Source organism: Curtobacterium sp. PhB130, assembly GCF_003755165.1.
In the GTDB taxonomy this organism is placed as follows: domain Bacteria; phylum Actinomycetota; class Actinomycetes; order Actinomycetales; family Microbacteriaceae; genus Curtobacterium.
Genome location: NZ_RKII01000009.1, coordinates 193,556 through 215,363 on the forward strand (window position 1 = coordinate 193,556; position 21,808 = coordinate 215,363).

Annotated in this window: 24 protein-coding genes; 11 read left to right on the forward strand and 13 right to left on the reverse strand. The window is 71.1% G+C overall.

Translation table 11 applies throughout. The annotated features are described in order from the left end of the window. Positions 1 to 2: 2 nt before the first annotated feature. The 6 genes from EDF24_RS14370 to EDF24_RS14395 all read right to left on the reverse strand — a co-directional run bounded on the left by EDF24_RS14370 (position 3) and on the right by EDF24_RS14395 (position 6,484). Positions 3 to 872 (reverse strand): carbohydrate kinase, encoded by an 870-nt coding sequence (locus EDF24_RS14370; protein ID WP_123703727.1) that lies wholly within the window; start codon positions 870 to 872, stop codon positions 3 to 5. 93 nt (positions 873 to 965) lie between these two features. Beyond that, entirely contained in the window at positions 966 to 2,063 is a 1,098-nt protein-coding gene (locus tag EDF24_RS14375) for a glycoside hydrolase family 172 protein (RefSeq protein ID WP_123703729.1), read from the reverse strand. Between the two features lie 47 nt (positions 2,064 to 2,110). Continuing rightward, on the reverse strand, positions 2,111 to 3,010 hold the full coding sequence (locus tag EDF24_RS14380) for a carbohydrate ABC transporter permease (RefSeq protein ID WP_123703731.1): 900 nt from the start codon (positions 3,008 to 3,010) through the stop codon (positions 2,111 to 2,113). Then, on the reverse strand, positions 3,007 to 3,864 hold the full coding sequence (locus tag EDF24_RS14385; protein ID WP_123704093.1) for a carbohydrate ABC transporter permease: 858 nt from the start codon (positions 3,862 to 3,864) through the stop codon (positions 3,007 to 3,009). Before EDF24_RS14385 ends, EDF24_RS14380 begins: the two co-directional genes overlap by 4 nt. Positions 3,865 to 4,009: 145 nt before the next feature. Next, entirely contained in the window at positions 4,010 to 5,332 is a 1,323-nt protein-coding gene (locus EDF24_RS14390; RefSeq protein WP_123703733.1) for an ABC transporter substrate-binding protein, read from the reverse strand. Between the two features lie 108 nt (positions 5,333 to 5,440). Continuing rightward, on the reverse strand, positions 5,441 to 6,484 hold the full coding sequence (locus tag EDF24_RS14395; protein WP_123703735.1) for a LacI family DNA-binding transcriptional regulator: 1,044 nt from the start codon (positions 6,482 to 6,484) through the stop codon (positions 5,441 to 5,443). A gap of 204 nt (positions 6,485 to 6,688) precedes the next feature. Between EDF24_RS14395 and EDF24_RS14400 the strand changes: the two genes are divergently transcribed. Genes EDF24_RS14400 through EDF24_RS14410 form a run of 3 tightly spaced genes read left to right on the forward strand, consistent with a single transcriptional unit; the run spans position 6,689 to position 9,252 of the window. After that, complete coding sequence (locus tag EDF24_RS14400; protein ID WP_123703737.1) at positions 6,689 to 8,116, forward strand: ferric reductase-like transmembrane domain-containing protein; 1,428 nt, start codon at positions 6,689 to 6,691, stop codon at positions 8,114 to 8,116. Further along, complete coding sequence (locus tag EDF24_RS14405) at positions 8,113 to 8,562, forward strand: FMN-binding protein (RefSeq protein ID WP_260233455.1); 450 nt, start codon at positions 8,113 to 8,115, stop codon at positions 8,560 to 8,562. Before EDF24_RS14400 ends, EDF24_RS14405 begins: the two co-directional genes overlap by 4 nt. Before the next feature lie 21 nt (positions 8,563 to 8,583). Further along, on the forward strand, positions 8,584 to 9,252 hold the full coding sequence (locus tag EDF24_RS14410; RefSeq protein ID WP_123704097.1) for an FAD:protein FMN transferase: 669 nt from the start codon (positions 8,584 to 8,586) through the stop codon (positions 9,250 to 9,252). Between the two features lie 105 nt (positions 9,253 to 9,357). Here the strand turns inward: EDF24_RS14410 and EDF24_RS14415 are convergent, their stop codons facing one another. Next, positions 9,358 to 10,404, reverse strand: coding sequence for a hypothetical protein (locus EDF24_RS14415; RefSeq protein WP_123703739.1), 1,047 nt, complete (start codon positions 10,402 to 10,404; stop codon positions 9,358 to 9,360). A gap of 113 nt (positions 10,405 to 10,517) precedes the next feature. Beyond that, positions 10,518 to 10,958 (reverse strand): MarR family winged helix-turn-helix transcriptional regulator, encoded by a 441-nt coding sequence (locus EDF24_RS14420; protein WP_123653328.1) that lies wholly within the window; start codon positions 10,956 to 10,958, stop codon positions 10,518 to 10,520. A gap of 62 nt (positions 10,959 to 11,020) precedes the next feature. Here EDF24_RS14420 and EDF24_RS14425 point away from each other — a divergent pair, with 62 nt between their 5' ends. Beyond that, on the forward strand, positions 11,021 to 11,389 hold the full coding sequence (locus EDF24_RS14425) for a VOC family protein (RefSeq protein WP_123703741.1): 369 nt from the start codon (positions 11,021 to 11,023) through the stop codon (positions 11,387 to 11,389). A 25-nt stretch (positions 11,390 to 11,414) separates the two neighbouring features. Here EDF24_RS14425 and EDF24_RS14430 read toward each other — a convergent pair whose 3' ends face one another. Further along, positions 11,415 to 12,041: a TetR family transcriptional regulator gene (locus EDF24_RS14430; RefSeq protein WP_123703743.1), complete on the reverse strand. Its 627-nt coding sequence runs from the start codon at positions 12,039 to 12,041 to the stop codon at positions 11,415 to 11,417. Between the two features lie 119 nt (positions 12,042 to 12,160). On the opposite strand from EDF24_RS14430, the gene EDF24_RS14435 reads away from it, so the two are divergent. The 3 genes from EDF24_RS14435 to EDF24_RS14445 all read left to right on the forward strand — a co-directional run bounded on the left by EDF24_RS14435 (position 12,161) and on the right by EDF24_RS14445 (position 15,649). Beyond that, a complete protein-coding gene (locus tag EDF24_RS14435) occupies positions 12,161 to 13,915 on the forward strand; it encodes a CocE/NonD family hydrolase (protein WP_123703744.1) in 1,755 nt (584 codons plus the stop codon). Then, complete coding sequence (locus tag EDF24_RS14440) at positions 13,912 to 14,568, forward strand: hypothetical protein (RefSeq protein ID WP_123703746.1); 657 nt, start codon at positions 13,912 to 13,914, stop codon at positions 14,566 to 14,568. The genes EDF24_RS14435 and EDF24_RS14440 overlap by 4 nt, the downstream gene beginning before the upstream one ends. Positions 14,569 to 14,662: 94 nt before the next feature. Then, entirely contained in the window at positions 14,663 to 15,649 is a 987-nt protein-coding gene (locus EDF24_RS14445) for a squalene cyclase (protein ID WP_123703748.1), read from the forward strand. A gap of 16 nt (positions 15,650 to 15,665) precedes the next feature. Here EDF24_RS14445 and EDF24_RS14450 read toward each other — a convergent pair whose 3' ends face one another. Next, on the reverse strand, positions 15,666 to 16,145 hold the full coding sequence (locus tag EDF24_RS14450; RefSeq protein ID WP_123703750.1) for a MarR family winged helix-turn-helix transcriptional regulator: 480 nt from the start codon (positions 16,143 to 16,145) through the stop codon (positions 15,666 to 15,668). 92 nt (positions 16,146 to 16,237) lie between these two features. On the opposite strand from EDF24_RS14450, the gene EDF24_RS14455 reads away from it, so the two are divergent. Continuing rightward, complete coding sequence (locus EDF24_RS14455) at positions 16,238 to 17,170, forward strand: NADP-dependent oxidoreductase (protein WP_123703752.1); 933 nt, start codon at positions 16,238 to 16,240, stop codon at positions 17,168 to 17,170. 35 nt (positions 17,171 to 17,205) lie between these two features. Continuing rightward, complete coding sequence (locus tag EDF24_RS14460; protein WP_148070903.1) at positions 17,206 to 18,153, forward strand: hypothetical protein; 948 nt, start codon at positions 17,206 to 17,208, stop codon at positions 18,151 to 18,153. 208 nt (positions 18,154 to 18,361) lie between these two features. Here the strand turns inward: EDF24_RS14460 and EDF24_RS14465 are convergent, their stop codons facing one another. Then, positions 18,362 to 18,937: an acetyltransferase gene (locus EDF24_RS14465; RefSeq protein ID WP_123703756.1), complete on the reverse strand. Its 576-nt coding sequence runs from the start codon at positions 18,935 to 18,937 to the stop codon at positions 18,362 to 18,364. Positions 18,938 to 18,975: 38 nt separating this feature from the next. Here EDF24_RS14465 and EDF24_RS14470 point away from each other — a divergent pair, with 38 nt between their 5' ends. Together EDF24_RS14470 and EDF24_RS14475 are read left to right on the forward strand one after the other, a co-directional pair. After that, positions 18,976 to 19,818, forward strand: a complete 843-nt coding sequence (locus tag EDF24_RS14470; RefSeq protein ID WP_123703758.1) for an esterase family protein — start codon at positions 18,976 to 18,978, stop codon at positions 19,816 to 19,818. Further along, positions 19,800 to 20,498, forward strand: a complete 699-nt coding sequence (locus EDF24_RS14475; RefSeq protein ID WP_123703760.1) for an HAD family hydrolase — start codon at positions 19,800 to 19,802, stop codon at positions 20,496 to 20,498. The genes EDF24_RS14470 and EDF24_RS14475 overlap by 19 nt, the downstream gene beginning before the upstream one ends. 12 nt (positions 20,499 to 20,510) lie before the next feature. Here EDF24_RS14475 and EDF24_RS14480 read toward each other — a convergent pair whose 3' ends face one another. Together EDF24_RS14480 and EDF24_RS14485 are read right to left on the reverse strand one after the other, a co-directional pair. Beyond that, positions 20,511 to 21,248, reverse strand: a complete 738-nt coding sequence (locus tag EDF24_RS14480) for a GH25 family lysozyme (RefSeq protein ID WP_185021676.1) — start codon at positions 21,246 to 21,248, stop codon at positions 20,511 to 20,513. Between the two features lie 8 nt (positions 21,249 to 21,256). Beyond that, entirely contained in the window at positions 21,257 to 21,766 is a 510-nt protein-coding gene (locus EDF24_RS14485) for a tetratricopeptide repeat protein (protein WP_123703762.1), read from the reverse strand. Between the last annotated feature and the right edge of the window lie 42 nt (positions 21,767 to 21,808).

The window sequence follows — 21,808 nt, forward strand, 5'->3', positions numbered from 1 at the left end:
GGTCAGGCCGGCAGCTCGTCCCGCCGCGGCGGATCGGCTCCGGGACGGGACACCGTCACCCGAGCGCAGGCGAGCGCGTGCGCAGCGAGCGCTTCGAGATCGTCGGAGAAGGTCGACCCAGCGGCCAAGATCCCGTCGAGCAGTCCGGCCGTGAACGAGTCCCCCGCGCCGATCGTGTCGACCACCTCGACCTGGGGTGCCGGGACGACGATGCGGCGCGAGGCGTTCGCGAGCGCACACCCGTTCCCCCCGAGTGTGACGGCGGCCACCGTCGCGCCGGAGTCCAGCAGTCCGTCGAGCACCGCATCGACGTCCCGGTCCGGCCAGAGCCAGGCGGCGTCCTCGTCACTGAGCTTCACGACGTCCGCCTCGGCGAGCAGCGGTGCGAGCGCGGAACGCACCGCCGCGGCGTCGGGCGTGATCGACGGCCGCACGTTGGGGTCGATGGACACGAGCGTCCCGGGAGCTCGACGCCGCACCGCGTCGAGCACGGATGCGGCACCCGGGTCGAGCACCGCACCGATCGACCCGACGTGGACCAACGGTGTCCCCGCGGGGACGGACACGGGATCCAGTCGCCAGTCCAGGTCGAACTCGTACGTCGCAGCGCCGTCCCCGTCGATCGTGGCGACCGCGGTGGACGTACGGTCGATCGTGGTCGCGTCCAGCTCGACGCCGCTCGCGCCGATGTGCGCGCGGATCACCGCACCCCGCTCGTCGTGGCCGAGCGCACACACGAGTCGGGCGGCCACACCGAGGCGCGCGAGCCCGACCGCCACGTTCATCGGGCTGCCGCCCGGGTGCTCGACACGGCCGTCGGGCCGGTCGACCACGTCGACGAGTGCTTCACCGATGACGACGACGGGGTTCATGTGCCCACCTTCCCAGGAACGGCTGACGGTGGTGACCAGGGCGGACGGGAGGCCCGGTGCGGGCCGGTACCGGGCCTCCCGTCCATCACGTGCTCACCTCGGGACGCGACCCGCTGCCGCGGGCAGGTCCGGGAACCGGCGGTGCGGCTCCGTCTGGTACCAGTAGGCGACGGTGCTGATGTCGTCCGAACGCTCGAACAGCCCGTGGTCCCACGTCCCGATCTGCTGCACCGTCACGCGGAGGTCACGCGCGAACCAGATCGGGTCCGGCAGGTGCCAGCGGTACAGCGCGTGCATCGGCGCGGTGGCCTGCAGGAAGGTCGCCGCTCCGGTGGTGTCCCGGCTGCTGCAGAAGGGGTACCCGAAGTACGGCGCGCTGAAGGTGAGCGGGACCGGTTCCGGATCGGAGCGGAGCTCGTCCTGGAACGCCCACGCGCCCCCGGCGTAGTCCTCGAGTCCGGTGCTGCAGAGCGACGGCAGGTCGTCGTCCCCGTCGATGAAGAACTTCACCTCGCCCTCGCCCCACCAGAACCTGCTCAGCGATGCGAGGGCCACGTAGGTGCCGACGTACCGCCCGCTCCCCTGCACGCCGTCGAGGATCACGTGGTCCTCGCCGAGTGCGGTCGACGCGTTCGACCGACGCCACTGCGCGTGGAAGTAGGGGGTGTCCTCGGCGATCTCGTCACCCGTGGTGAGGTCGACCTGGAAGAACACGTGCTCGAGGTCCGCGCCGTGCTCGCTGCTCAGCGAGATCCGGGCGTGCTTCCGGAACGGCATCGGGAAGTAGCTGTTCATGCCGCCGGTGGGCGCGACGGTGACGGGCTCCGACGTGACGAGGGCCCTGGTCGCGAAGCCGTTGCAGAAGAAGTCGCCGAGGGGCACCTCGATCGACGGGGTCTCCTCGTCGTCCCAGTGGGCACGGAGCACCAGGTCGCGGAGGACGAACGGTCCGGCGTCGGTCGCGTCCGCCACGGTGATCCAGATGTGGCGGATCACTCCGGGCCCGTCGATGTCGACCAGGTCGATCGTGCCGCCGGCGGGCAGACTCGACCACGCGCTGCCCTTGCGGCCCGGGCCGAGCGCGGAGGACGCCGCCGCCGCCGCCCCGAACGCCCCGGCGGGGTTCTCGGCGTTGATCGACCGCGACCGCACGCCGGCGGGCGGTGCGAGTTCGGTGATGGTGGGGAGCATGGAGCCTCCGGTGTTCGAGAGCGGTTGGGTGGTCGGTTCCGGGGCGGTCACTTCACCGCGCCGGCGGTGACGCCGCGGCTCAGGGTGCGCTGGAAGATCAGGAAGAAGACCAGGGTCGGCAGCAGTGAGAGCAGGGACCCGGCGTTCAGGGCGGTCAGGTTGATGCTGTTCTGGCCCTGCAGGGTCGCGAGGGCGATCGGTACGGTCTGCGCGGACTGGTCCGTGAGGAGCACGAGCGGGATGTAGAACTCGTTCCAGGTCCAGACGAAGAAGAAGACGACGAGTACGGACAGCGTGGGTCGGAGTACCGGGAAGACGACGGACCAGAGGATCCGGAAGCGACCGGCACCATCGAGGGCCGCCGCTTCGAGCAGTGACTCCGGGATCGTGCTCATGACGCTCGAGAGCAGGTAGGTGCCGAACGCCGCCTGCAGGACGGTGAAGACGATCACCACGCTCCACACGGTGTTGAAGAGGCCGGTCGCCTGTGCACCGTAGAAGAGCGGGTAGATCAGCGACTCCTGCGGGAGCATCGTCGCCAGGAGGAACACGGCGAGCAGCAAACCGCGACCGCGGATCCGACCGATCCCGATCCCGTAGGCCGTGATCAGGGCGAGCGCCGTCCCGAGGATCGCGACCAGGCCGGAGATCACGACCGAGTTCACGAGCGCCCGCGGGTAGTCGACGATCTCGAGGTACTGCTGGAACGCCTCGATGCTGAGGTGCCGCGGCAGGGCCAACGGTCCGTGCGCGGAGTAGTCGGCGCCGGTCTTGAAGGCGTTGAGGACCAGGAGCAGCAGGGGCGCCAGCATGAGCAGCGCGAAGACCGCCGCCGCTGCCAGGACGATCCATCGCGCAGGGCCCCTGCGCGCGCGTCTCCGCCGCAGCGGAGCCGGCGTGCGCTGCTCGGGTGCGCTCACGGTGGGTTCGGACAGGAGGGCGCTCATGCGGATTCCTTCCCCTCGGCATCGCGACGCTGCAGCCACATGAGGATGCCGGCGATGACGAAGATGACGATCGACATGACCGTCGCGATGGCGGAGCCGTACCCGACCTTCGAGAGCTCGAAGAAGTTCCGGTACGAGTAGTAGGAGGGCACGACGGTGGACCCTTCCGGTCCGCCGCCGGTCAGGATGAGGATCGGTGCGAACACCTTGAGGGCACCCACGGTGGCGGTGATCACCACGACGAAGACCTCGGGCCGGATCTGCGGGAGCGTGATCGCCGTGAACCGGCGCCACCACCCGGCGCCGTCGAGCGACGCCGCCTCGTACAGTTCGGGGTCGACCCGCTGCAGCGCGGCCATGAAGACCACGACCGGGTAGCCGATCTGCAGCCAGACGAGCACGAGCATCACGGCGTAGATCGCGATGTCCGGGTTGCCGAGCCAGTCGGGTGGATTGCTGTCCCCGAACACGGCGAGGACGCTGTTGAGCAGCCCGTTCTGGGTCGCGAGCACCCAGCTCCAGATGAACCCGGCGACCGCGATCGGCAGGATCTGCGGCAGGTAGTACATGGCGCGCAGCGTCGCTGCGACCTTCGGTCCGAACTCGCGGCCGAGGTAGTCGAACAGCATCGCCGCGAGCACGAGCCCGATCAGGGTCGGCACCACGACGATGCCGACGATCATGAAGACCGAGTTCTTGAACGCCAACCAGAACTGGGAGTCGGCGAACAGGTCGACGTAGTTGCCGAGTCCGTACCAGCGCATCGGGGCGAGCCCGCCCTTCCACTGGAAGAGGCTGTACCAGACGTTCATCGCGAAGGGCAGCAGGACGATGGCGAGGGTGCCGAGGATCATCGGCACCAGGTACCACCAGTACGAGTGCTGGCGGTCCCGGCGTCGGACGCCGGGAGATCCGGTGGTTCGTTGCGTGAGTGCGGTCATCGCGGTCTCCTCGGAGGTGGGGCGGGTGCCACGACGGCACCCGCCCCGCGGGTCGGGGTCAGCCCTGGTCGACGGTCTTCTTGCCGTCGTCGTAGAACTGCTGCAGCTTGGTGAGGTACTCGTCCGCCGTCTCGTTGCCGTTCGACATCGCCGACATGTTGTTCTGGATGAAGTCCAGGAATCCGGGGACCGGGTAGTCCGGGTAGAACGAGAGCGTGTCGTCGGCGACGACCTCGTCGAAGCGCTGCGTGTACGCCTTCGTCACCGGGTCGGAGATCGCGTCCGTGTCACCGGCGAGCGGCAGACCACCGAGTTCGCCGATCTTGTCCTGCACGCGCTTGCTCAGCGTGGTGTTGATCCAGTCGTAGGCGAGTTCCTTGTTGCCCGCCTTCGCGGGAACACCCCAGAGGTGGCCGGACGAGCCCATCGACATGGACGCACCGGGGAGCGTGAAGGACCCCCAGCCGAACGTCGACTGGTCCTTGATCCGGCTGAACACGCCGTTGTTCCAGATGAGCATCCCCGTCTTGCCGCTGAGGAAGTTGACCGTCGCCTGCTCGTAGTTGAGGCCGCCCAGGTCCTTCCCGACGTACCCCTTGTCGATCCAGTCCTGGAACTCCTCGGTCCCGGTCTTCCACGGGTCCTTGGAGAAGTCGACCTTGCCCTTGAGGAACATGAAGTCGTCGATGTGCTTCCGGTCCGCGGCCGCCGACACGAGCGAGTACCAGATCCACATCTGGTTGAAGCCCTGGTTCACCGCCGCGGAGGACGAGATCGGCGTCGTGCCGGCGCCCTTGAGCTTCTGCATGTCGGTGACGAACTCGGCCATGGTCGTCGGCTCGGCGGTGATGCCGGCCTGCTTGAACTTGTCCTTGTTGTAGTAGAAGGTGACGTACTCGCCGACGTTCGGGATGCCGTACCACTTCCCGCTGCCGGCCTTGCCCTGCTGGTCGTACTTCGCGAACGACTGCATCGACCCGGTGATCTTGTCGTCCCACCCGTACTTCGTGACCTGGTCGTCGAGGTCCTGCAGCAGTCCCTGGCTGGTCAACTGACCGCCGTCGGCGTTGCCCTTGTTGAACTCGACCACGTCGGGGACCTTGTTGCCGCCGAGCACGAGCTTCGCGTTCTTCCGGAACCCGTCGAAGCTCGTCGTCTGGAACTTGACGTCGACGTCGGGGTGCTTCTTCTTGAAGATCTGGAGCGCGAGCTGCCAGCCCTGCCCCTGCGCGGTCGTCTTGTCCTCGTACTGCAGGATCGTGAACGTCTTGCCGCCCGAGGCCGATCCGGCGCTGCTGCACCCGGTCAGCGCTGCAACGGCGAGGGCGAGGGTGGCGATGGCAGTGATGCGCAGTGATCGGCGGTGTGGTGTTCGGTGCATGGTGCAGCTCCTTTGCTGATGGCGTTTCGGGATGCGCCGAGGCGCGCTCGACCAGCACGACGTGCAGGGCGCACGGCGTGGACGAGTGGGTCGAGACGGAGGGGGGGATCAGGGGGGATCGCGCGGCGGTGCGACCGACCCGCGGATCACCAGGGGGCAGTGCATGCGCATGCCGGCGGGAGCGACCGACCGCGGTACGGAGCCGTCGATCCGGGCGAGGATCCGCTCGACCGCCCAGTCCCCCATGGCGCGGTGCGGCAGTTGCATGGTGGTCAGTCCGGGCTCCAGCGCTTCGGCGACGAACTCCTGGTTGTCGAAGCCGACGATGGACAGGTCGGTGGGGATCGCGAGGCCCAGGGACCTGGCGACCTGGTAGAAGCCCATGGCGATCTGGTCGCCGAAGCAGAAGACCGCGGTCGGTCGCGCTGCTGTGGGCCGGTCGAGGAGGCGCTGCGCAGGAGCGATCGCACATCGGGTCGCGGCGTCCTCGGCGGTCACGACGAGCGCCGGATCGACCGGGAGTCCGGCGTCGGCGAGGGCTCGCCGGTACCCGCGGGAGCGCAGGGCGTCCGCGATCGGGTAGGCACTGACGCTGCAGAACCCGATGCGCCGGTGTCCCGCCTCGACGAGGTGCGTGACCGCGTCGTACGCACCGCGCTCCTCGTCCGGCACGACGAAGTCGGCGCTGGCTTCTTCCGTCTCCGGACGTCCGTCGAGCAGGACGACCGGCGTCGACGTCGGGACATCCGGCATCGTGACCTCGCGGTGGAACGTCGCCGCGACGATGAGCCCGTCGACGTTGCGCTGCAGGAGCGACTGCACCGCCGGGGTCTGCAGTTCCTCGTTCCCACCGGTGTCGACGAGCATCGGGACGTACCCGCGACGCCAGGCAGCCTCTTGCGCGCCGGCGAGCATGGCACTCGAGAACGGGACGGTCGCCACCCGGTCGGACACCAGCCCGATCGTCTGCGTCTGCTTCGACTTCAGCGACCGCGCCAGCTGGTTCGGGACGTACCCGAACGCGTCCGCCAGCTCACGGATCCGTTGCGCGACCTCGCGATTGACCCGCCCGGCGTCACGGTCGTTGAGCACCAGCGAGACGGACGACACCGACACACCCACCTGGGCGGCGATGTCCTTCATCGTCAGCATGGCGCTCCTTCACGTCGATCGATCGACGGGCTTCGTCAATCGATTGATGTGACCGTACGAACGTCAAACGTCTTGACGCAAAGCGCCGTTACGCAACCGTTACGGACGGCGCCGTCCGGCACATCGGAAGACGGCACGAACCGCGCGGCAAGTCCACGGCAGCACCACAGCCTCCCCATAGCGCCGCGCGGCTGAATCGACCCCATGACCGCCGCAGCCCCCCGCCCGACCACGCGCCCGCCGGCGCGCAGCCGGCCCCCGCTGCCGCACGACCGGCCGTACCGGCGCCGCGTCGCACGCCGTCGCGGTGTCGCGGACCTGCTCGGCATCACCGCCTGGGCGTCCGCCGCGATGGCCGTCACCCTCTGGCTGGCTTCCGGCACCGTCGACCTGGCCGGCGTCGGCCCCGTGGTCACGGCCGCGGGGATCGTCGCCGGGCTGGTCGGCACGGACCTGGTGCTCGTGATGCTCGTGCTCGCCGCGCGGCTGCCGTTCGTCGACCGGCTCGTCGGCCACGACGCCGCGATGCAGCAGCACGGCAAGCTCGGCAAGCCGGCGCTGTACCTGCTCCTCGCACATGCGGTGCTCCTGATCGTGGGCTACTCGCTCGAGGACGGCACGAACGTCGTGGCGGAGACCGTGGCGCTCTGGAACACCCCGGACATGGTGCTCGCGATCGTCGGGCTCGCACTGTTCGTCGCCGTGGTGTGGACGTCGATCGTCGCGGTCCGCCGTGTGCTGCCCTACGAGGCGTGGCACGCCGTCCACCTGCTCTCCTACGTCGCGGTGGGGGTCGCGATCCCGCACCAGCTCTCCGCGGGCGGGATCCTCGCCGCGGGGAGCTGGGAGCGCGTGTACTGGGTGGTCCTCTACGTGGTCGCGCTCGGGTCCGTCGCGGTGTTCCGGTTCGGGCTGCCTGCGCTCCGGAGCCTCCGGCACGGCGTCACGGTGGACCGCATCGAGCGCGTCGGCGCCGACGTGGTGTCCGTGCACCTCCGCGGGCGGGACCTCGACCGGCTGCGGGCGGCGGGCGGCCAGTTCTTCATGTGGCGGTTCTGGACGGGCGGGACCTGGTGGCACGCGCACCCGCTGTCGCTGTCCGCTGCGCCGACGGACACGACGATGCGGATCACCGTCCGTGCACTCGGCCGAGGCAGCGCGGACCTCGCCGCGCTCCGGCACGGGACCCCGGTGAGCTTCGCGGGCCCGTACGGCATCTTCACCGAGGCGACCCGGACGAGCACCCGGATCGCGGTCGCGGCGAGCGGCATCGGGGTCACCCCGGTGCGGGCCTTCCTGGAGCGGCTCGACGCGCCTCCGGGTGCCGTCACGATCCTGCTCCGCGGCCGGTCCGAGCAGGAGTCCTTCCTGTGGGACGAGATCCGCGACTGGGCGGCCCTCCACGGGCACCGCGTGTTCGCGAGCATCGGCCTGCGCGGTGCCGGACCCGCCGGCTGGTTGGCGGCGTCCGACACGGCCCGCGGCGTGTGGGCGGGCTCGGTGTTCCCCGACCTCGCCGACTCCGACCTGTACATCTGTGGTCCGGGACGGTGGAGCGACCTCGTCGAACGCGACGCGTTCGCCGCGGGGCTCCCCGTCGACCACCTGCACCGAGAGCGGTTCGACTGGTGAGGAAACGCATCGTGATCGGGGGCGCGCTGGTGTCCCTCGGGATCATCGCCGCCGGCGTCGAGGCCGGGAGCCTGCAGGCCACGCAGACGACGACCCAGGCCGGCGGGACCACCGGCACGGGCACCTCGGGGACGGAGAACGCGAGCTCCGGCTCCGGCTCGTCCGCCGCTGACGGCACCTACACCGGCACCGCGGTCAGCACCCGGTACGGCGACGTCCAGGTCGAGGTGACCGTCGCCGGCGGGAAGCTCACCGAGGTGACGGCACTGCAGCTCACCGACGACGACCCGCGCTCGTCGATGATCAGTGCGCAGGCGGCGCCCGCGCTCCGGCAGGAGGCCCTCACCGCGCAGTCCGCCCAGATCGACACGGTCAGCGGAGCCACGTACACCTCCGACGGGTACATCCAGTCGCTGCAGTCGGCACTCGACCAGGCGGGCATGTAGGTGCGCCGGGTCTTCGACACCATGGGGACCGTCGCCTCCGTGCACGTCGACGGGGCCGGCACGGAGTCGACCACCGCCGTGCTCGACGACGTCGAGCGCCTGTTCGCCCGGATGGACGCCGAGTACAGCCGGTACCGGCCCGACTCCCCCGCCTCGCAGGTCGCCGACGGCCGGCTCGCGCTGACCCGGGCGAGCAGCGAGCACCGGGACATGTACGCGCGGGCGATCGCGTGGCGGAACGCGACAGGCGGGGCGTTCGAGCCCCACCGCGCGGACCGCAGCGTCGACCTGACCGGCATCGTCAAGGCCGCGGCGATCGAGGGGGCCGGTGCACTGCTCCGGAGTGCCGGGCACGCGGACTGGTGCGTCAACGTCGGCGGCGACGTGCTCGTCTCCGGGACGGTCACGGGCCGGGACTGGAACGCCGGCATCACCGACCCGGACCGCGCCGGCGAGGTCCTCCGCGTGGTCCGGCTGGCCGCCCCGCGGCGCGCCGTCGCGACCTCGGGGACCTCCGAACGCGGCGAGCACGTCTGGCGCACCGACCAGGACCGCGTCTACCGGCAGGTCACGGTGATCGCCGACGACGTGGTGACGGCCGACGTCCTGTCCACCGCGATCCTCGCGGGTGGGCCGGCGACGCTGCGCCTCGCCGTCGAGGCGTGGGCCGTCGACGTCGTCACCATCTGACGCGGTCCGGCCGGTCGGCGCGCGGACGGTGGTCGCAACCGGATGACGGCCTGGAGGCCCGGTGCGGTCCGGCACCGGGCCTCCAGGCCGTCGATCGGTCGCGTCTCAGGCGCGTCGGCGCAGACGCCAGACCAGCAGTCCACCACCGGCGGCCAGCAGGCCGAGTGCCCACGCGAGCAGGCCGGTGTCGTCCGCGCCGGTGTACGCGAGGGTGTCCGTCCCGCTGCCGGTCGCCGTGCCGGTGGCGGCCGCGACCGCGGTCGGTGTGGGCGCAGGCGTGGGCGTGGCGACCGGGGTCGTGGCGGCGGCGACCGCGAACCGGAGCACGCCGGTCACGTCCCCGTACGTCAGCGTCACGACGTGCGGCGAGGCGTGGGTGAAGGTGACCCGCCAGAGGGCCCGCGTGGCGTCCCAGGCGAACTCGTCGCTGGCGACGCTGCTCGTGATCGCGGGCTTCCCGCCCTGTTCCGGGCCGTACAACGGGTTGCCGAAGCGGTCGACCGGGGTGGAGTCGATCCAGACCGACTGCCCCTGCTCCGCCGGGATCGTCGAGACGGTCGCGTCGCCCTGGTGCGCGGTGATCGTGCCGTCCTTGAGCAGCCACCCGGGGGCCTCGCCGTTCGGTCCGGAGACCACGTCGGCGACCACCTGCACGGGAGCGGCCGGCTGGACCTCGACCACGACGTGCTGCACCGCGCTCTGGTGCAGGTCGGTCGCGGTGACGTCGAACGGGTACGAGGTCGCGCTCGTGAGCGTGCCGCTGAGGACACCGGTCTGCTCGTCCCAGGTGAAGCCGTCGGCGCCGGCGAGGGGGTTGAACAGGTACTCGAGCGGACCGTCGCCGCCGTTCGCGACGAAGGTGTGGGAGAACGGCTCGCCGGCGGTGACCGTGAGGATGATCGGGTGCTGCGGCGTGGACGGCTCCGACCAGGTGACGGGCGTGCTGGCGGCCGGCGCGCTGGTCGCGGCCGGCGCGCTGCCGGGCGTGCTGACGGCCGGCGTGCTGGTCCCGGTCGGCGTCGGCGACGGCGACGCGGTCGCGGCGGTGGCGGCCGTCGCGCCGAACCCGAGCACCCCCGCAGTGGCGACGAGTGCGATCGTGGCGCCGACGACCGCGGTGCGGCGGTACCCCGGCTTCGTGGACTGGTTCATGGCATCCCCCTCGGATTCCCGGACGGGGCGCCTGAGGGTGCCCCTACCCATGCAGTGTCAGTCTCCTGCCGTTCCTGACGAGCGAGTGTTGCGATCCGGTCTCGCTGTCGCCCTCAGCGCAGGGAGCGGATCATGCTCTGGAGGCTCCGGAACGCCGCCGTCCGCTCGTCCCCCGTCATGCCGGTGAGCATCTTGTCCTCGACGGAGCGCACCGCGGCGCTCGCCTGCCCGAGGGTCCGTCGCCCCGCGTCGGTGAGACGCGTCGGGAGTGCCTTGCCGACCGGGGGCTCGGCCGCCCGGACCACGAGGCCGTCCCGCTCGAACGCCTGCAGCAACACGCTCATCGACTGCCGGGTGACGAACGCGCCTCGCGCCAGGTCGGAGTTCGACAACCCGGGGCGCTGGGCGAGCAGCTCGAGGCACGAGTACTGCGTCACGGTCAGCCCGAGCGGCCGCAGCACCGTCTCCATCGCGACCCGCAGCGCACTCGATGCTTCCTTCAGCAGGTAGCCGAGCGAGGTCTCGAGGTCGATGGCCGCTCCGTCTTGACTCATGTCAGTAGTCTGACATAGGTTGCGTCGTGTCAGAAGACTGACACCACACGAAGGAGCACACCATGCCGGTCACCGGTCCCGACTTCATCTCCCTGCAGACCCGCGACCTCGACGCGTCGCAGGCGTTCTACGAGCAGTACCTCGGGCTCGTCCGCTCCCAGGCGGGCCCCCCGCATGCCGTCGTGTTCGAGACGACTCCGATCGCCTTCGCGCTGCGGGACGTCGTGCCCGGGACCGACCTCGCGTCCGTGCCGCAGCCGGGCATCGGCGCGGCGATCTGGCTGCACGCCACCGACGTGCAGGACATCCACGACGCCCTCGTCGCCGACGGGCACACGATCGTCTCGGCGCCGATCGACGGCCCGTTCGGCCGGACGTTCACCTTCGCCGACCCCGACGGCTACCAGGTCACCCTGCACGACCGCGCCTGACCCGGGAGCGCCCCGCGGCCGCGCCTCAGGAGTCGGCCGGGCCCACCAGGACGTGCTGGATCGCCGGCCCGACCACGGCGACGACGGCGTCGTGGTCGGCCTCGACGAGCGTCGGGACGCCGATGACCCGACGGCCGGTCACGATCCCGACGAGCATCGCGGCAGCCAGCCCGGCGCGGAGCGCCCGGTCCTCGGCCACCTCGGTCCCGCCGCGCCCCGCCCCGGCGACGAGCCGCGCCTGGATGAAGTCCCGGAGCTGCTTGTTGGCCTCGTCGTTCACCACCGCCCCGCGGAGCATCGCCATCAGCGGCTCGGACTCCTCGACCGGCCCCTCCCACGCCTCGAGGAACGCCCGCACGACGCGCTCGCCGAGGTGCTCGTCCGGCCCCTCGAACGCCGTGTCGAAGCGCCGGAGCGCGGTCGCGGGCACGGCCATCACCGCAGCGAAGAGGTCGTCCTTCGACCCGAAGAACTGCATCACCTGGGACGGGTCGACCCCGGCGTCCGCCGCGACCCGCCGGATCGTCGTCGCGGCGAAGCCGTCACTGGCGAACCGCGCGCTGGCGGCGGCGAGCACCGTCGTCCGCGTGCTCGACGAACCGGGACGACGCCCGACGCGGCCGGCCTGCGCTGGCTGGTTCTCCGAGGTCATGCGCCGAATCTACCCGACGCTGGAATCCGTTCTCAACGCCTGTTGAGTTTCGGCGGGATCGGACGTACACTCGCCACGACGACGAGCCCACGGAGGACTCCCGCACGAAGGAGATCACGATGACCGACCAGAGGATCACGACCCCGTCGACGCCGCTGCCCGCCGCCCGGACCGGCGTGCTCACCCCGTTCGAGCCCGGCACCCGCACGCTCCAGGCCGGGTTCCGGATCGCGCCGCAGTTCGCGCCGCTGCCGGTGGACACGGTGTTCGACAAGGACGTCGCGATGCAGCTCCGCGACGGCACCACCATCCACGTCGACGTCTTCCGACCCGCGACCACGACCGGGACGGCGCCGACCCCCGTCCCGGTGATCCTCGCGTGGAGCCCCTACGGCAAGGCACAGGGCACCTCCCCCAGCGTGATGGGCGTGTTCGGGCTCGTCGGCCTGCCGAACAGCACCGTGTCCGGGCTCGAGAAGTTCGAAGGAGCAGACCCGGCGTACTGGGTCGAGCACGGCTACGCGATCTGCAACGTCGACCACCGCGGGATCGACCAGTCCGAGGGGGACAGCGTGCTCTGGGACCGCCAGGACGGCCGCGACGCGTACGACGTCATCGAGTGGCTCGCCGAGCAGGAGTGGTGCGACGGCAAGGTCGGCATGAGCGGCACGAGCTACCTCGCCGTCTCGCAGTGGTTCGCCGCCGCCGAGCAGCCCCCGCACCTCGTCGCGATCAACCCGTGGGAAGGCGTCAGCGACGTCTACCGCGACCTCGTGATGCGCGGCGGGATGCCCGACACCGGGTTCGCGCAGCAACTCCAGGACGGCAGCTTCTTCGGGAAGGGCCAGAAGGAGGACATCCTCGCCGAGGTCGAGGCGTACCCGCTGATGACAGACCTCTGGGAGCAGAAGATCCCCGACTTCGCGAAGATCGCCGTCCCGGCGTACGTCGTCGCGAGCTACTCGAACACCCTGCACACCGCTGGCACATTCCGCGCCTGGCGCCGGATGGCGAGTACCGAGAAGTGGCTCCGGATCCACAACGGCCAGGAGTGGCCGGACTACTACGACCAGGCGAACGTCGAGGACCTCCGCCGGTTCTTCGACCACTTCCTCAAGGGCGTCGACAACGGGTGGGAGCGGACCCCCACCGTCCGGTACTCGGTCCTCGACCTCGAGGGCGGCGACGAGGTCGCGGTCCCCGCCGACTCGTTCCCGCCGGCCGACGCCACCGCCACGAAGTACTTCCTCGACGCACGGACCCGGACCCTGTCCACCAGCGCGCCGTCCGACGCAGCGGAGGCGTCGTACGCCGTCGACGCGAACCCGGACGCCGTCTCGTTCATCACCCGCTTCGACGAGGAGACCGTCCTCGTCGGCCACCCGAAGGCGCACCTGTTCGTCGAGGCTCGCGGCGCCGACGACATGGACCTGTTCGTGCTCGTCCAGAAGACCGACCGGTGGGGCACGCCGCTGCAGGCGTTCACCGTCCCGAACCAGTCTGCGATCGCACACGACCTCACCGACCACGGCGCGACGATCCTCCGCTACAAGGGTTCCGACGGCAGGCTCCGCGTGTCCGCCCGGCACCTCGACGAGACGCTGACGACCGACGACGTCCCAGCGCACACCTTCGACCGCGTCGAGAAGCTGGCCCCGGGCGAGATCGCCGAGATCGAGATCGACCTGCTCCCGGTCGGGCTGCGCTTCCACGCGGGGGAACAGCTGCGGTTCATCGTGAGCTCGCGGAACCTCCTCGGCACGCTGATGCCGGCCATCCGCGAGTACGTCGGTGCGAACTCCGGGGCGCACGTCGTGCACACCGGCGGCGACCACGCCTCGTACCTGCAGCTCCCCGTCCGGGCAGCGCGGTGACCGCCGCCACGGTCCGCCTGGCGGGCGAGGACACCGACGCCACGATCGACGGCTTCGAGCTGTTCTCCGCCCGCCGGGCACTCGCGCTCCTGAAGCGGAAGGCGGGACGCGCGCGGCTCCTCGAGCTCCTGGCCGACGAGATCGCCGCGGGAGACGCGTTCCTCCGCGGCCACCTCGAACGCTCCGGCGGCGAGGATACGACGGGCACGACCACGCTCCGTGCGCGCGGCATCACGGCCGCGGAGTTCGGGGCGTGGCTCGGCGCCGCGTTCGCCCGCGAGGACGTCATGCTCGCGGGCCACCCCGAGCACTACGCGATCCACGCGGAGCCCGGGCAGGACGTGAACATCGTCGAGACCCTGGACGAGTACGTGTGCTCGTTCTTCATGCACCCGTGGGACGACAGCCTGGTCGTCGAGCAGGAGCTCCCCGTCGCGGAGCCACCCGCTGGTCGACGGTCGCACATGCTGCTGGCCGACGGGACGGTCATCGGCTCCATCGCGAACACGTTCGTCGACGAGCCCGACGGCTTCACCGCCCGGCTCTCCGTCACGCTGCCGGCGTCCTGTGCACCAACGGTCGTCGAGCAGCACCTGGAGCACTTCGCCGTCGAGTTCCGCACGTGGATCCTGCGGGCGGCGACCGAGCGCTAGTCCGGCCGGCATGGTGACGAGACGCGACCGACAGGCGGACGGGAGGCTCGGATCGGCCTGGCACCGAGCCTCCCGTCCGGCGTAGCCTCCGTCCATGGCTGCGGAACCCGCCCTCGTCGACTGGTTGCTGGAGACCGACCCGGCGGTGCGCTGGCAGGTCGAGCGAGACGTGCTGCGTGCGCCGGAGGAGCGATGGCGCGCGACCCGCGCCACGGTGCCCACCACCGGGTTCGGGGCGCGGCTCCTCGCGCTGCAGGACGAGGACGGCCAGTGGGCCGGCGGTGCGTACTTCCCGGCGCAGGACGCCGGGCACGACGTCGAGGGCGACGTGGACGACGCCGAGGGCCAGCCGTGGACGGCGACCACCTGGTCCCTGAACGCGCTGCGCCGGTGGGGTGTCGACGCGGCGGCACTCGCCGGGACCGCCGAGCTCCTCGCCCGGAACAGCCGCTGGGAGTCCAACGACGCGCCGTACTGGAACGGCGAGGACGACTGCTGCATCAACGGGTTCACGCTCGCGAACGGGGCGTGGCTCGGGGCCGATGTGGGCGGGCTCGCGGACTGGCTGCCGGCGCACCAGCTCGAGGACGGGGGCTGGAACTGCGAGTGGGTCGAGGGCTCCACACGGTCCTCGTTCCACTCGACGCTCAACGTGATCGAGGGGTTGCTGGCGCACGAGGAGCTGACCGGCGGCAACGATGCGCTCCGGCGCTCACGGCACCGTGGTGAGGAGTACCTGCTCGAACGACACCTGCTCCGCCGCCTGTCGACGGGCGAACCCGTCGGACCGTGGACGGCGCACTTCACGTACCCGTTCCGGTGGGTCTACAGCGCGCTGCGTGCGCTGGACCACTTCCGCGCCGCCGCGCTCGTCGACGGCACCGCTCCGGACCCGCGACTCGCGGACGCGGTCCAGCTGGTCCGCGACGCCCGGGGCGCTGACGGACGCTGGGTGCAGGACGGCGTGCACGCGGGCCGGGTCTGGTTCGCGGAGGACGTCCCGCCGGGCGAGGCGTCGCCGTGGCTCACGCTGATCGGCACGCGGGTGCTCGACTGGTGGGACTCCGCGCAGCACGACTGACGGCTCGCCGAGGACGTCACTTCCGCTTGCGGGGTGCGGCTGAGCGCGGCGGGATGGCGCGGAGGTGCTCGCTCGCCCGGCCGAGGATCCGCGCGAGGTCGTCGGCGTCCGCGTCCGACAGCGTCGCGAAGAGCAGGCTGTGCACGGTCTCGACGTGGCCGGGGAACACCGCCGCGAGGACGTCCCGACCGGCGTCGGTGATCGCGACGACGGTGCTCCGTTCGTCCTCGGGCGAGGGCGCCCGTGTGACGAGTCCGCGCTGGTCGAGCAGCTGCGCCTGGTAGGTGAGTCCGCTGCGGCTGATCACCACGCCGTCCGCCAGGTCGGTCATCCGCTGCCGCCCGCCCGGGGTGTCACCGAGGCGTGCGAGGAGCTGGAACTGCACGTAGCTGAGATCCCCGACGTCGCGCAGTTGTCGCTCGACCGCGTGGCGGAGCAGGCTGCTGACCTCCGTGAAGGCGAAGTAGGCCGAGAGCTGCGTGGGCGTCAGTTCCATGACCTCATCCTACCTATTGCTTCGAGTTCGAAGCAGTGCTAGCGTCGCCGTCAGTTGCTTCAAACTCGAAGCACAAGCGAACGGAGCAGATCATGAAGGCAGCACGGTTCCACGAGGTGGGCGGTCCCGAGGTCCTGCGGATCGAGGACGTCCCCCAGCCGGTGCCGGGTGCGGGTCAGGTGCGCGTCCGCGTCGCCGCGTCCGCGTTCAACGCGGCGGACAACGGCATGCGGGCCGGGTTCCTCCCGATCCCGGTCGTCCTCCCCCACGTCCCCGGTTACGACGTGTCCGGCACCGTCGACGCGCTGGGTCCGGACGCCACCGGGCTCGCCGTCGGTGACGCGGTGTTCGGCTTCCTCCCGATGGAGCTGGACGGCGGAGCGGCCGAGTTCGTCGTGGCTCCGGCATCGGTCCTGACGGCGGCGCCCACCAGCATCCCGCTCCCCGACGCGGCCGCCCTGCCGTCCGTGGCGCTCACCGCGTGGCAGGCACTGTTCGACGACGGAGGACTCCGGGCCGGGCAGCGCGTGCTGATCGTCGGCGCCGGTGGTGTCGTCGGCAAGTACGCCGTCCAGCTCGCGAAGCGTGCCGGCGTGCACGTCGTCGCGACCGCGAGCCCGCGGAGCATCGACGCGGTGCGCGCAGCCGGGGCGGACGAGGTCGTCGACCACACCGCGACGGACCTCCTCGCCGCCGTCGAAGATCAGGTCGACGTGCTCCTCAACCTCGCCCCGATCGAGCCCGACCAGTTCGTGGCGCTCGTCGGTCTCGTCCGGGACGGCGGCGTCGTCGTCAGCACCACGGCGTGGATGGCCGCTCCGGACGACGCGTCCCGCGGGGTGCGGTCGGTGACGGTGTTCGTGCTGAGCAACCGCGACCGCCTCGCAGAACTCGCGGCGCTCGTCGACCAGGGCGCGCTCACGGTCGAGGTCACGCGGCGTATCCCCCTCACCGCCCTGCCGGAACTGCACGCCGAAGCCAGCGAGGGGCGGGTGTCCGGAAAGGTCATCGTCCTGCCGGCCTGACGGTGGCGGGGCTGGTCATCGGCCAGGATGGTCGGATGCACAGCAGGATCATCGGCCGTGGTGCCCTCATCGGGTACCGAGCCGGCATCGTCGGCGCGGCAGCGCTCTGGCTGGCGGTCGCCGTGTTCGTCGCCGCCGCGGGGCGGAACGACACGGGGTTCCTCGTCGTCGGCGCGCTTGCCCTCGGTCCGGCGCTGGTCCTGGTCGCGACCGCGGTCGGCACGGTGCTCGCAGCACTGGTCGCCCCGTTCGCCCCGGTGCTCTCGCGCACCGGAGGCCCGCGGAAGCTGCTCCTCGTCGCGTTCGCGTTGGTCGCGTTCTGCTGCTGGGGCTACGTCGCGGACGTCCTTCCCTCCCGGTACCTGATGTTCCTGCCGCTGGACAGCACGGTGTTCAACACGGCGACGCTGGTCCTCACCGCCGTCGGAGCACTCGGCGGGACCGTTGCGTCGCTCACCGCGGTGCTGCGTCCCGTCCACCGGCCAACGGGTGGGACCGTCCGACGCATCGCGCTCACGACCGTGCTCGGTGGCGCGGCCGGGCTCCTCGGCTGGTGGCTCCGGCGCGGGAACGCACCCTGGTTCTCGGGCCTGCCGAGCTCGGGGACGTTCGTGGGCGCGGGATTCGGTCGGGTCCCCCTCGACCAGGACTGGGTGTGGGGCGTCACCACCGGCGCGCTGCTCGGGCTGATGGTGGCGACGGTCGCGACGTGGATCCGGCGCCCGGTGCTCTTCGTCCCCCTCGCCGCGGTCGCCGCGGGTGGTGCGGCGTTCGTCTCGGCGGTGACCGGGGTGATGTTCCCCGTCATCGAACTCACGGCGCCGATCACCGAGTTCCCGACGTCCGGCGGGTTCGCCAGTTCCGTCACCGCGCTGCCGCCGGCGGGGATCGCGCTCACCGTGGCGATCTGGGCCGTCGCGGGTGCCCTGCTCGGCGCCGCGGTGCTCGCGTGCGATCGACTCCTGCAGCGCACCCGTGCGTGACGGGCACGCACGTTCAGATCGCGGGATGACCGATCCGGTTCGCGCGGGCCGGACATCATGAACCTGATCGGTCACGCCCCCGAACGCCGTGACGACGCCGGCGGAGCAGCACGTTCCGAATCCGGTTTGACGGATCCGGTCGAGGATTCCCGTGCTCGCAGAACCGGATTCGTCAACGTCGCTGACGAAACGTCCTCGCTCTTCTGCCTCAGCGGCGCTCGAGGGTGACCCACTCCTCGTCGCGGACGTAGCCGAGCGCGTCGTTCGCGCGCAGGATGCCGGTGTTCTCGAGTGAGCCACCCGTCCGGAATCGTGCGACCCCGTCCGCGACCAGCTGCAGCACCGAGGCGGCCTTCACCGCGACACCGAGTCCGTGACGTCGAGTCCCGGGGTGCACCACCGTGAAGCCGGTCTCAGCAGCGGCTCCGTCCACGTCGACGTAGGTCATCGCGACGAGCGGCCCGTCGGTCGCGAAGGCGCCGAAGGCCCGTCGCGAGTCCGACGGCATCGCCGTCGAGCGGTCGAGGGGCTCGTGCTGGGTGGCGATGCTCCCGGGGTAGTCGTCCGCCGTGACGGCGTCGAGTCGCAGGACCGCGTCGACGTCGCCGGCGTCGAGCTCACGCACGGGGCCGGCTACTCGCGACACGAGCGCACTGAGCCTCGCGTGGTCGATCCGGTCCGCATCCAGCTGCGCCCCGAAGGACCGGGCGACGACGGTCCAGCCCCCCGCTTCCAGTTCCACCCGCTCCGGAGCCCCGGCCGGCAGCACGATCTTCTCCCCCACGGCTCGATCCTCGCACGACCGCTCGGTACAGTCGACGCGTGGCCACGACGGTGCGGTACTCCCCCATCCCGACCTCCCAGGTCGACGTCACCTACGAGTACGGCCCGGACTCGGAGCCGCGCGCAGGAGTCGCGCCGGGGACGGTCGTCGAGCTGCACATGCCGCCGAGCCGTCGCTTCCCGGGCACGTCCCGCCGGATCTGGGTGCACCGGCCGGCTGGGCTGTCAGCTGAGGACGAAACCGCGGTGATGGTCTTCAACGACGGCTGGTGGTACCTCGACCCCGATGGCGACGTCCGCGGGGGGACTGTTCTCGACAACCTCGCCGCTGCGGACGACATCCCCGCGATGACCAGTGTGTTCGTCGACCCAGGCATGCGCAACGCGGACGGCGTCGCGACCAAGCACCGGAACGCCGAGTACGACGCGTTCGACTCCGAGTACGCGGACTTCCTGCTCGACGAGGTGTTGCCGCTCGTCGAAGCGCGCTTCCGGATCTCGTCGGACCCGAGGATGCGCGGCATCTGCGGTGGGAGCAGTGGCGGGAACGCGGCACTCACCGCAGCCTGGTGGCGGACGGACGGCTTCGGGCGTGTCATCACGTTCAACGCGAGCTTCGCGCAGATGCCCGGGGGGAATCCGTACCCGTCGCTGCTCGCCAACGGGGACGCGCGGGCGATCAAGATCTTCCTCCAGGCCGCACACCGCGACCTGGGCTGGAATCAGCGCGAGGACAACTGGTTCGCTGAGAGCCTCGACACTGCGTCGGCACTCGCGCGAGCCGGGTACGACGTCCGACTCGTTGTCGGGGACGGTGGTCACAGTCCGAACCACGGTGGGGTGCTCCTCCCGGACGCGCTGCGATGGCTCTGGTCGGCGTGAGCGCCGTCGGGTTCGACCTCGACGGCACGCTCTTCGACCACCTCGGGTCGGCGCGAGACGGGGTCGAGTCCTTCTTCCGGTCGCTCGGCGTGGAGCCGACCGAAGCGGCGGTGACCTCCTGGTTCACGGCGGAACAGCGGGAGTTCGAACGCTGGCGGGGCGGGCGGATCAGCTTCCAGGAGCAACGCCGGGCGCGGCTCCGTGCCGTCCTCCCGCCGCTCGGCGTCGAGCTGCCGACGGGCGACGACGACCTGGATGCGCTGTTCGAGGAGTACCTGCGCGCCTACCGGGGTGCCTGGCGGGCGTTCCCGGGCAGCCGGTCGCTCCTGCGCCAACTCCGGTCGACCGGATACCGAGTGGGCCTGTTGACGAACGGGATCGAATCGCAGCAACGCGACAAGCTCGATCTGATCGGGCTCTCCGACGAGTTCGACGCGATCTGCGTGTCAGAGTCGATCGGCGTGCAGAAGCCCGATCCCCGCGCATTCGCTGCACTGGCCACCGCACTCGACGTCACACCGTCGTCCTGCCTGTTCGTCGGCGACGACCCCGGGACGGACGTCGCAGGAGCACGAGCAGCCGGGATGCGTTCCCTGCTCATCGACCGCAGCGGTCAGGACAGGGCCGGCATCGAGCGGAAGGTCCTTGACGCGCTCAGCGAAGGAGCCGAACGACGATGAGCCACGCGTCCATCACGGCAGCCGCATCGCGTCGAGGTCGGCCCGGCTGCCGCTGAACGCGTTCAGGTCGATGAACGCCTCGTCGCCGTCGTACCCGTCGAGCCGCTCGCGGGCGGACCACTGCCAGAATGTCCAGTCGCGGCCGTCGTCGATGTGCGGTGCGGTCAGGACCGACCGGAACCAGATCGGGTTGTCGGGGTAGGCGTCCGCGAGGTACCGCTCGTACCAGTCCCGCGTCGCGTACAGCACGGCGGGGCGTCCGTAGTGCCGCTCCACCGCTGCCAGCAGCGGGTCGAGCACCGCACGGACCTCGGCCCGCGACGGCGGCGCGTCGCAGTAGGCCGCGTAGCACTCGACGTCGACGACGAGCGGGAGGTCACCGCTCCGGCGATCGACGGTCGCGAAGACGTTCGCGGCCTGCGCACCGCCCGAGCTGTCGATGCTCAGGAAGTGGTACGCCCCGACGAGCAGGTCCGTCTCGTGGGCAGCTGACCAGTTCGCCGCGAACCGGGAGTCCTGCGTGCCAGCGCCCTCGGTGGCCTTGACGTAGGCGAAGTCGATGTGCTGCCGCGCGAGCACCGGCCAGTCGATCGTGCCCTGGTACGCCGAGACGTCCACGCCCTGCACCGGGTAGCGGAGCGCCGCGACCCGCGTCGGCCACACGATCCCCGACACGAGCAGCGCGGCCACCGCGGCGGCGGCCACGATCACCGACCCGCCAGTGACCAGCGCAACACGTCGAGCCCCCATCCGGCGCACTACCCGTCCGTCAGGGCCGCCGCGTACGCGCGGACCGAGCGGTGGTACCTCGGCAGCGTCGGTTCGACGGCCTCGATCGCGACACGGAGCGCCTCGTCCGTCCGACCGGCGCTGTGCAGCGCGAGGGCGAGGAACACGCGCGGCGCAGCACCGGTCGCGGGATGGGCGGGTGCGTCGCGCAGCATCGCGATCGCCTCGTCGACGCGGTCGAGGTTCCGCAGCGTCGACGCGTGCTGCACCACGAGCTGGGCGGCGCGCTCGGGGTCGATCGTGCCGAGGCCGTCGGCCGTGGCGCGCGCGTACTGCACGTCGGCCTCGGCCTCGTGCCCCGCGGAGTCGAACGCTCCGCCGAGTTCGAACGCGCCGAGTGCCGGGTGCGGCGCGCGAGCAGCGAGATCGCGCATCGCGCCGAGCCGTTCCTCGTCGCCGAGCGAGTCATCCGACCACAGCGCCGCGACCTGCGCTTCCCAATCGTCGGCGGGAACGGATGCGGCTGGGGCGTCGGTCATCCCATCAGGCTAGGTGCCCACGCGGGCGCGCCGTCACGGGAC

Coding starts and splice junctions, on each gene's coding strand:
- EDF24_RS14370 (WP_123703727.1), bottom strand. CDS start 872: ATGAACCCCGTCGTCGTCATCGGTGAAGCACTCGTCGACGTGGTCGAC.
- EDF24_RS14375 (WP_123703729.1), bottom strand. CDS start 2,063: ATGCTCCCCACCATCACCGAACTCGCACCGCCCGCCGGCGTGCGGTCG.
- EDF24_RS14380 (WP_123703731.1), bottom strand. CDS start 3,010: ATGAGCGCCCTCCTGTCCGAACCCACCGTGAGCGCACCCGAGCAGCGC.
- EDF24_RS14385 (WP_123704093.1), bottom strand. CDS start 3,864: ATGATCCTCGGCACCCTCGCCATCGTCCTGCTGCCCTTCGCGATGAAC.
- EDF24_RS14390 (WP_123703733.1), bottom strand. CDS start 5,332: ATGCACCGAACACCACACCGCCGATCACTGCGCATCACTGCCATCGCC.
- EDF24_RS14395 (WP_123703735.1), bottom strand. CDS start 6,484: ATGCTGACGATGAAGGACATCGCCGCCCAGGTGGGTGTGTCGGTGTCG.
- EDF24_RS14400 (WP_123703737.1), top strand. CDS start 6,689: ATGACCGCCGCAGCCCCCCGCCCGACCACGCGCCCGCCGGCGCGCAGC.
- EDF24_RS14410 (WP_123704097.1), top strand. CDS start 8,584: ATGGGGACCGTCGCCTCCGTGCACGTCGACGGGGCCGGCACGGAGTCG.
- EDF24_RS14415 (WP_123703739.1), bottom strand. CDS start 10,404: ATGAACCAGTCCACGAAGCCGGGGTACCGCCGCACCGCGGTCGTCGGC.
- EDF24_RS14420 (WP_123653328.1), bottom strand. CDS start 10,958: ATGAGTCAAGACGGAGCGGCCATCGACCTCGAGACCTCGCTCGGCTAC.
- EDF24_RS14425 (WP_123703741.1), top strand. CDS start 11,021: ATGCCGGTCACCGGTCCCGACTTCATCTCCCTGCAGACCCGCGACCTC.
- EDF24_RS14430 (WP_123703743.1), bottom strand. CDS start 12,041: ATGACCTCGGAGAACCAGCCAGCGCAGGCCGGCCGCGTCGGGCGTCGT.
- EDF24_RS14435 (WP_123703744.1), top strand. CDS start 12,161: ATGACCGACCAGAGGATCACGACCCCGTCGACGCCGCTGCCCGCCGCC.
- EDF24_RS14445 (WP_123703748.1), top strand. CDS start 14,663: ATGGCTGCGGAACCCGCCCTCGTCGACTGGTTGCTGGAGACCGACCCG.
- EDF24_RS14450 (WP_123703750.1), bottom strand. CDS start 16,145: ATGGAACTGACGCCCACGCAGCTCTCGGCCTACTTCGCCTTCACGGAG.
- EDF24_RS14455 (WP_123703752.1), top strand. CDS start 16,238: ATGAAGGCAGCACGGTTCCACGAGGTGGGCGGTCCCGAGGTCCTGCGG.
- EDF24_RS14460 (WP_148070903.1), top strand. CDS start 17,206: ATGCACAGCAGGATCATCGGCCGTGGTGCCCTCATCGGGTACCGAGCC.
- EDF24_RS14475 (WP_123703760.1), top strand. CDS start 19,800: ATGGCTCTGGTCGGCGTGAGCGCCGTCGGGTTCGACCTCGACGGCACG.
- EDF24_RS14480 (WP_185021676.1), bottom strand. CDS start 21,248: ATGGGGGCTCGACGTGTTGCGCTGGTCACTGGCGGGTCGGTGATCGTG.
- EDF24_RS14485 (WP_123703762.1), bottom strand. CDS start 21,766: ATGACCGACGCCCCAGCCGCATCCGTTCCCGCCGACGATTGGGAAGCG.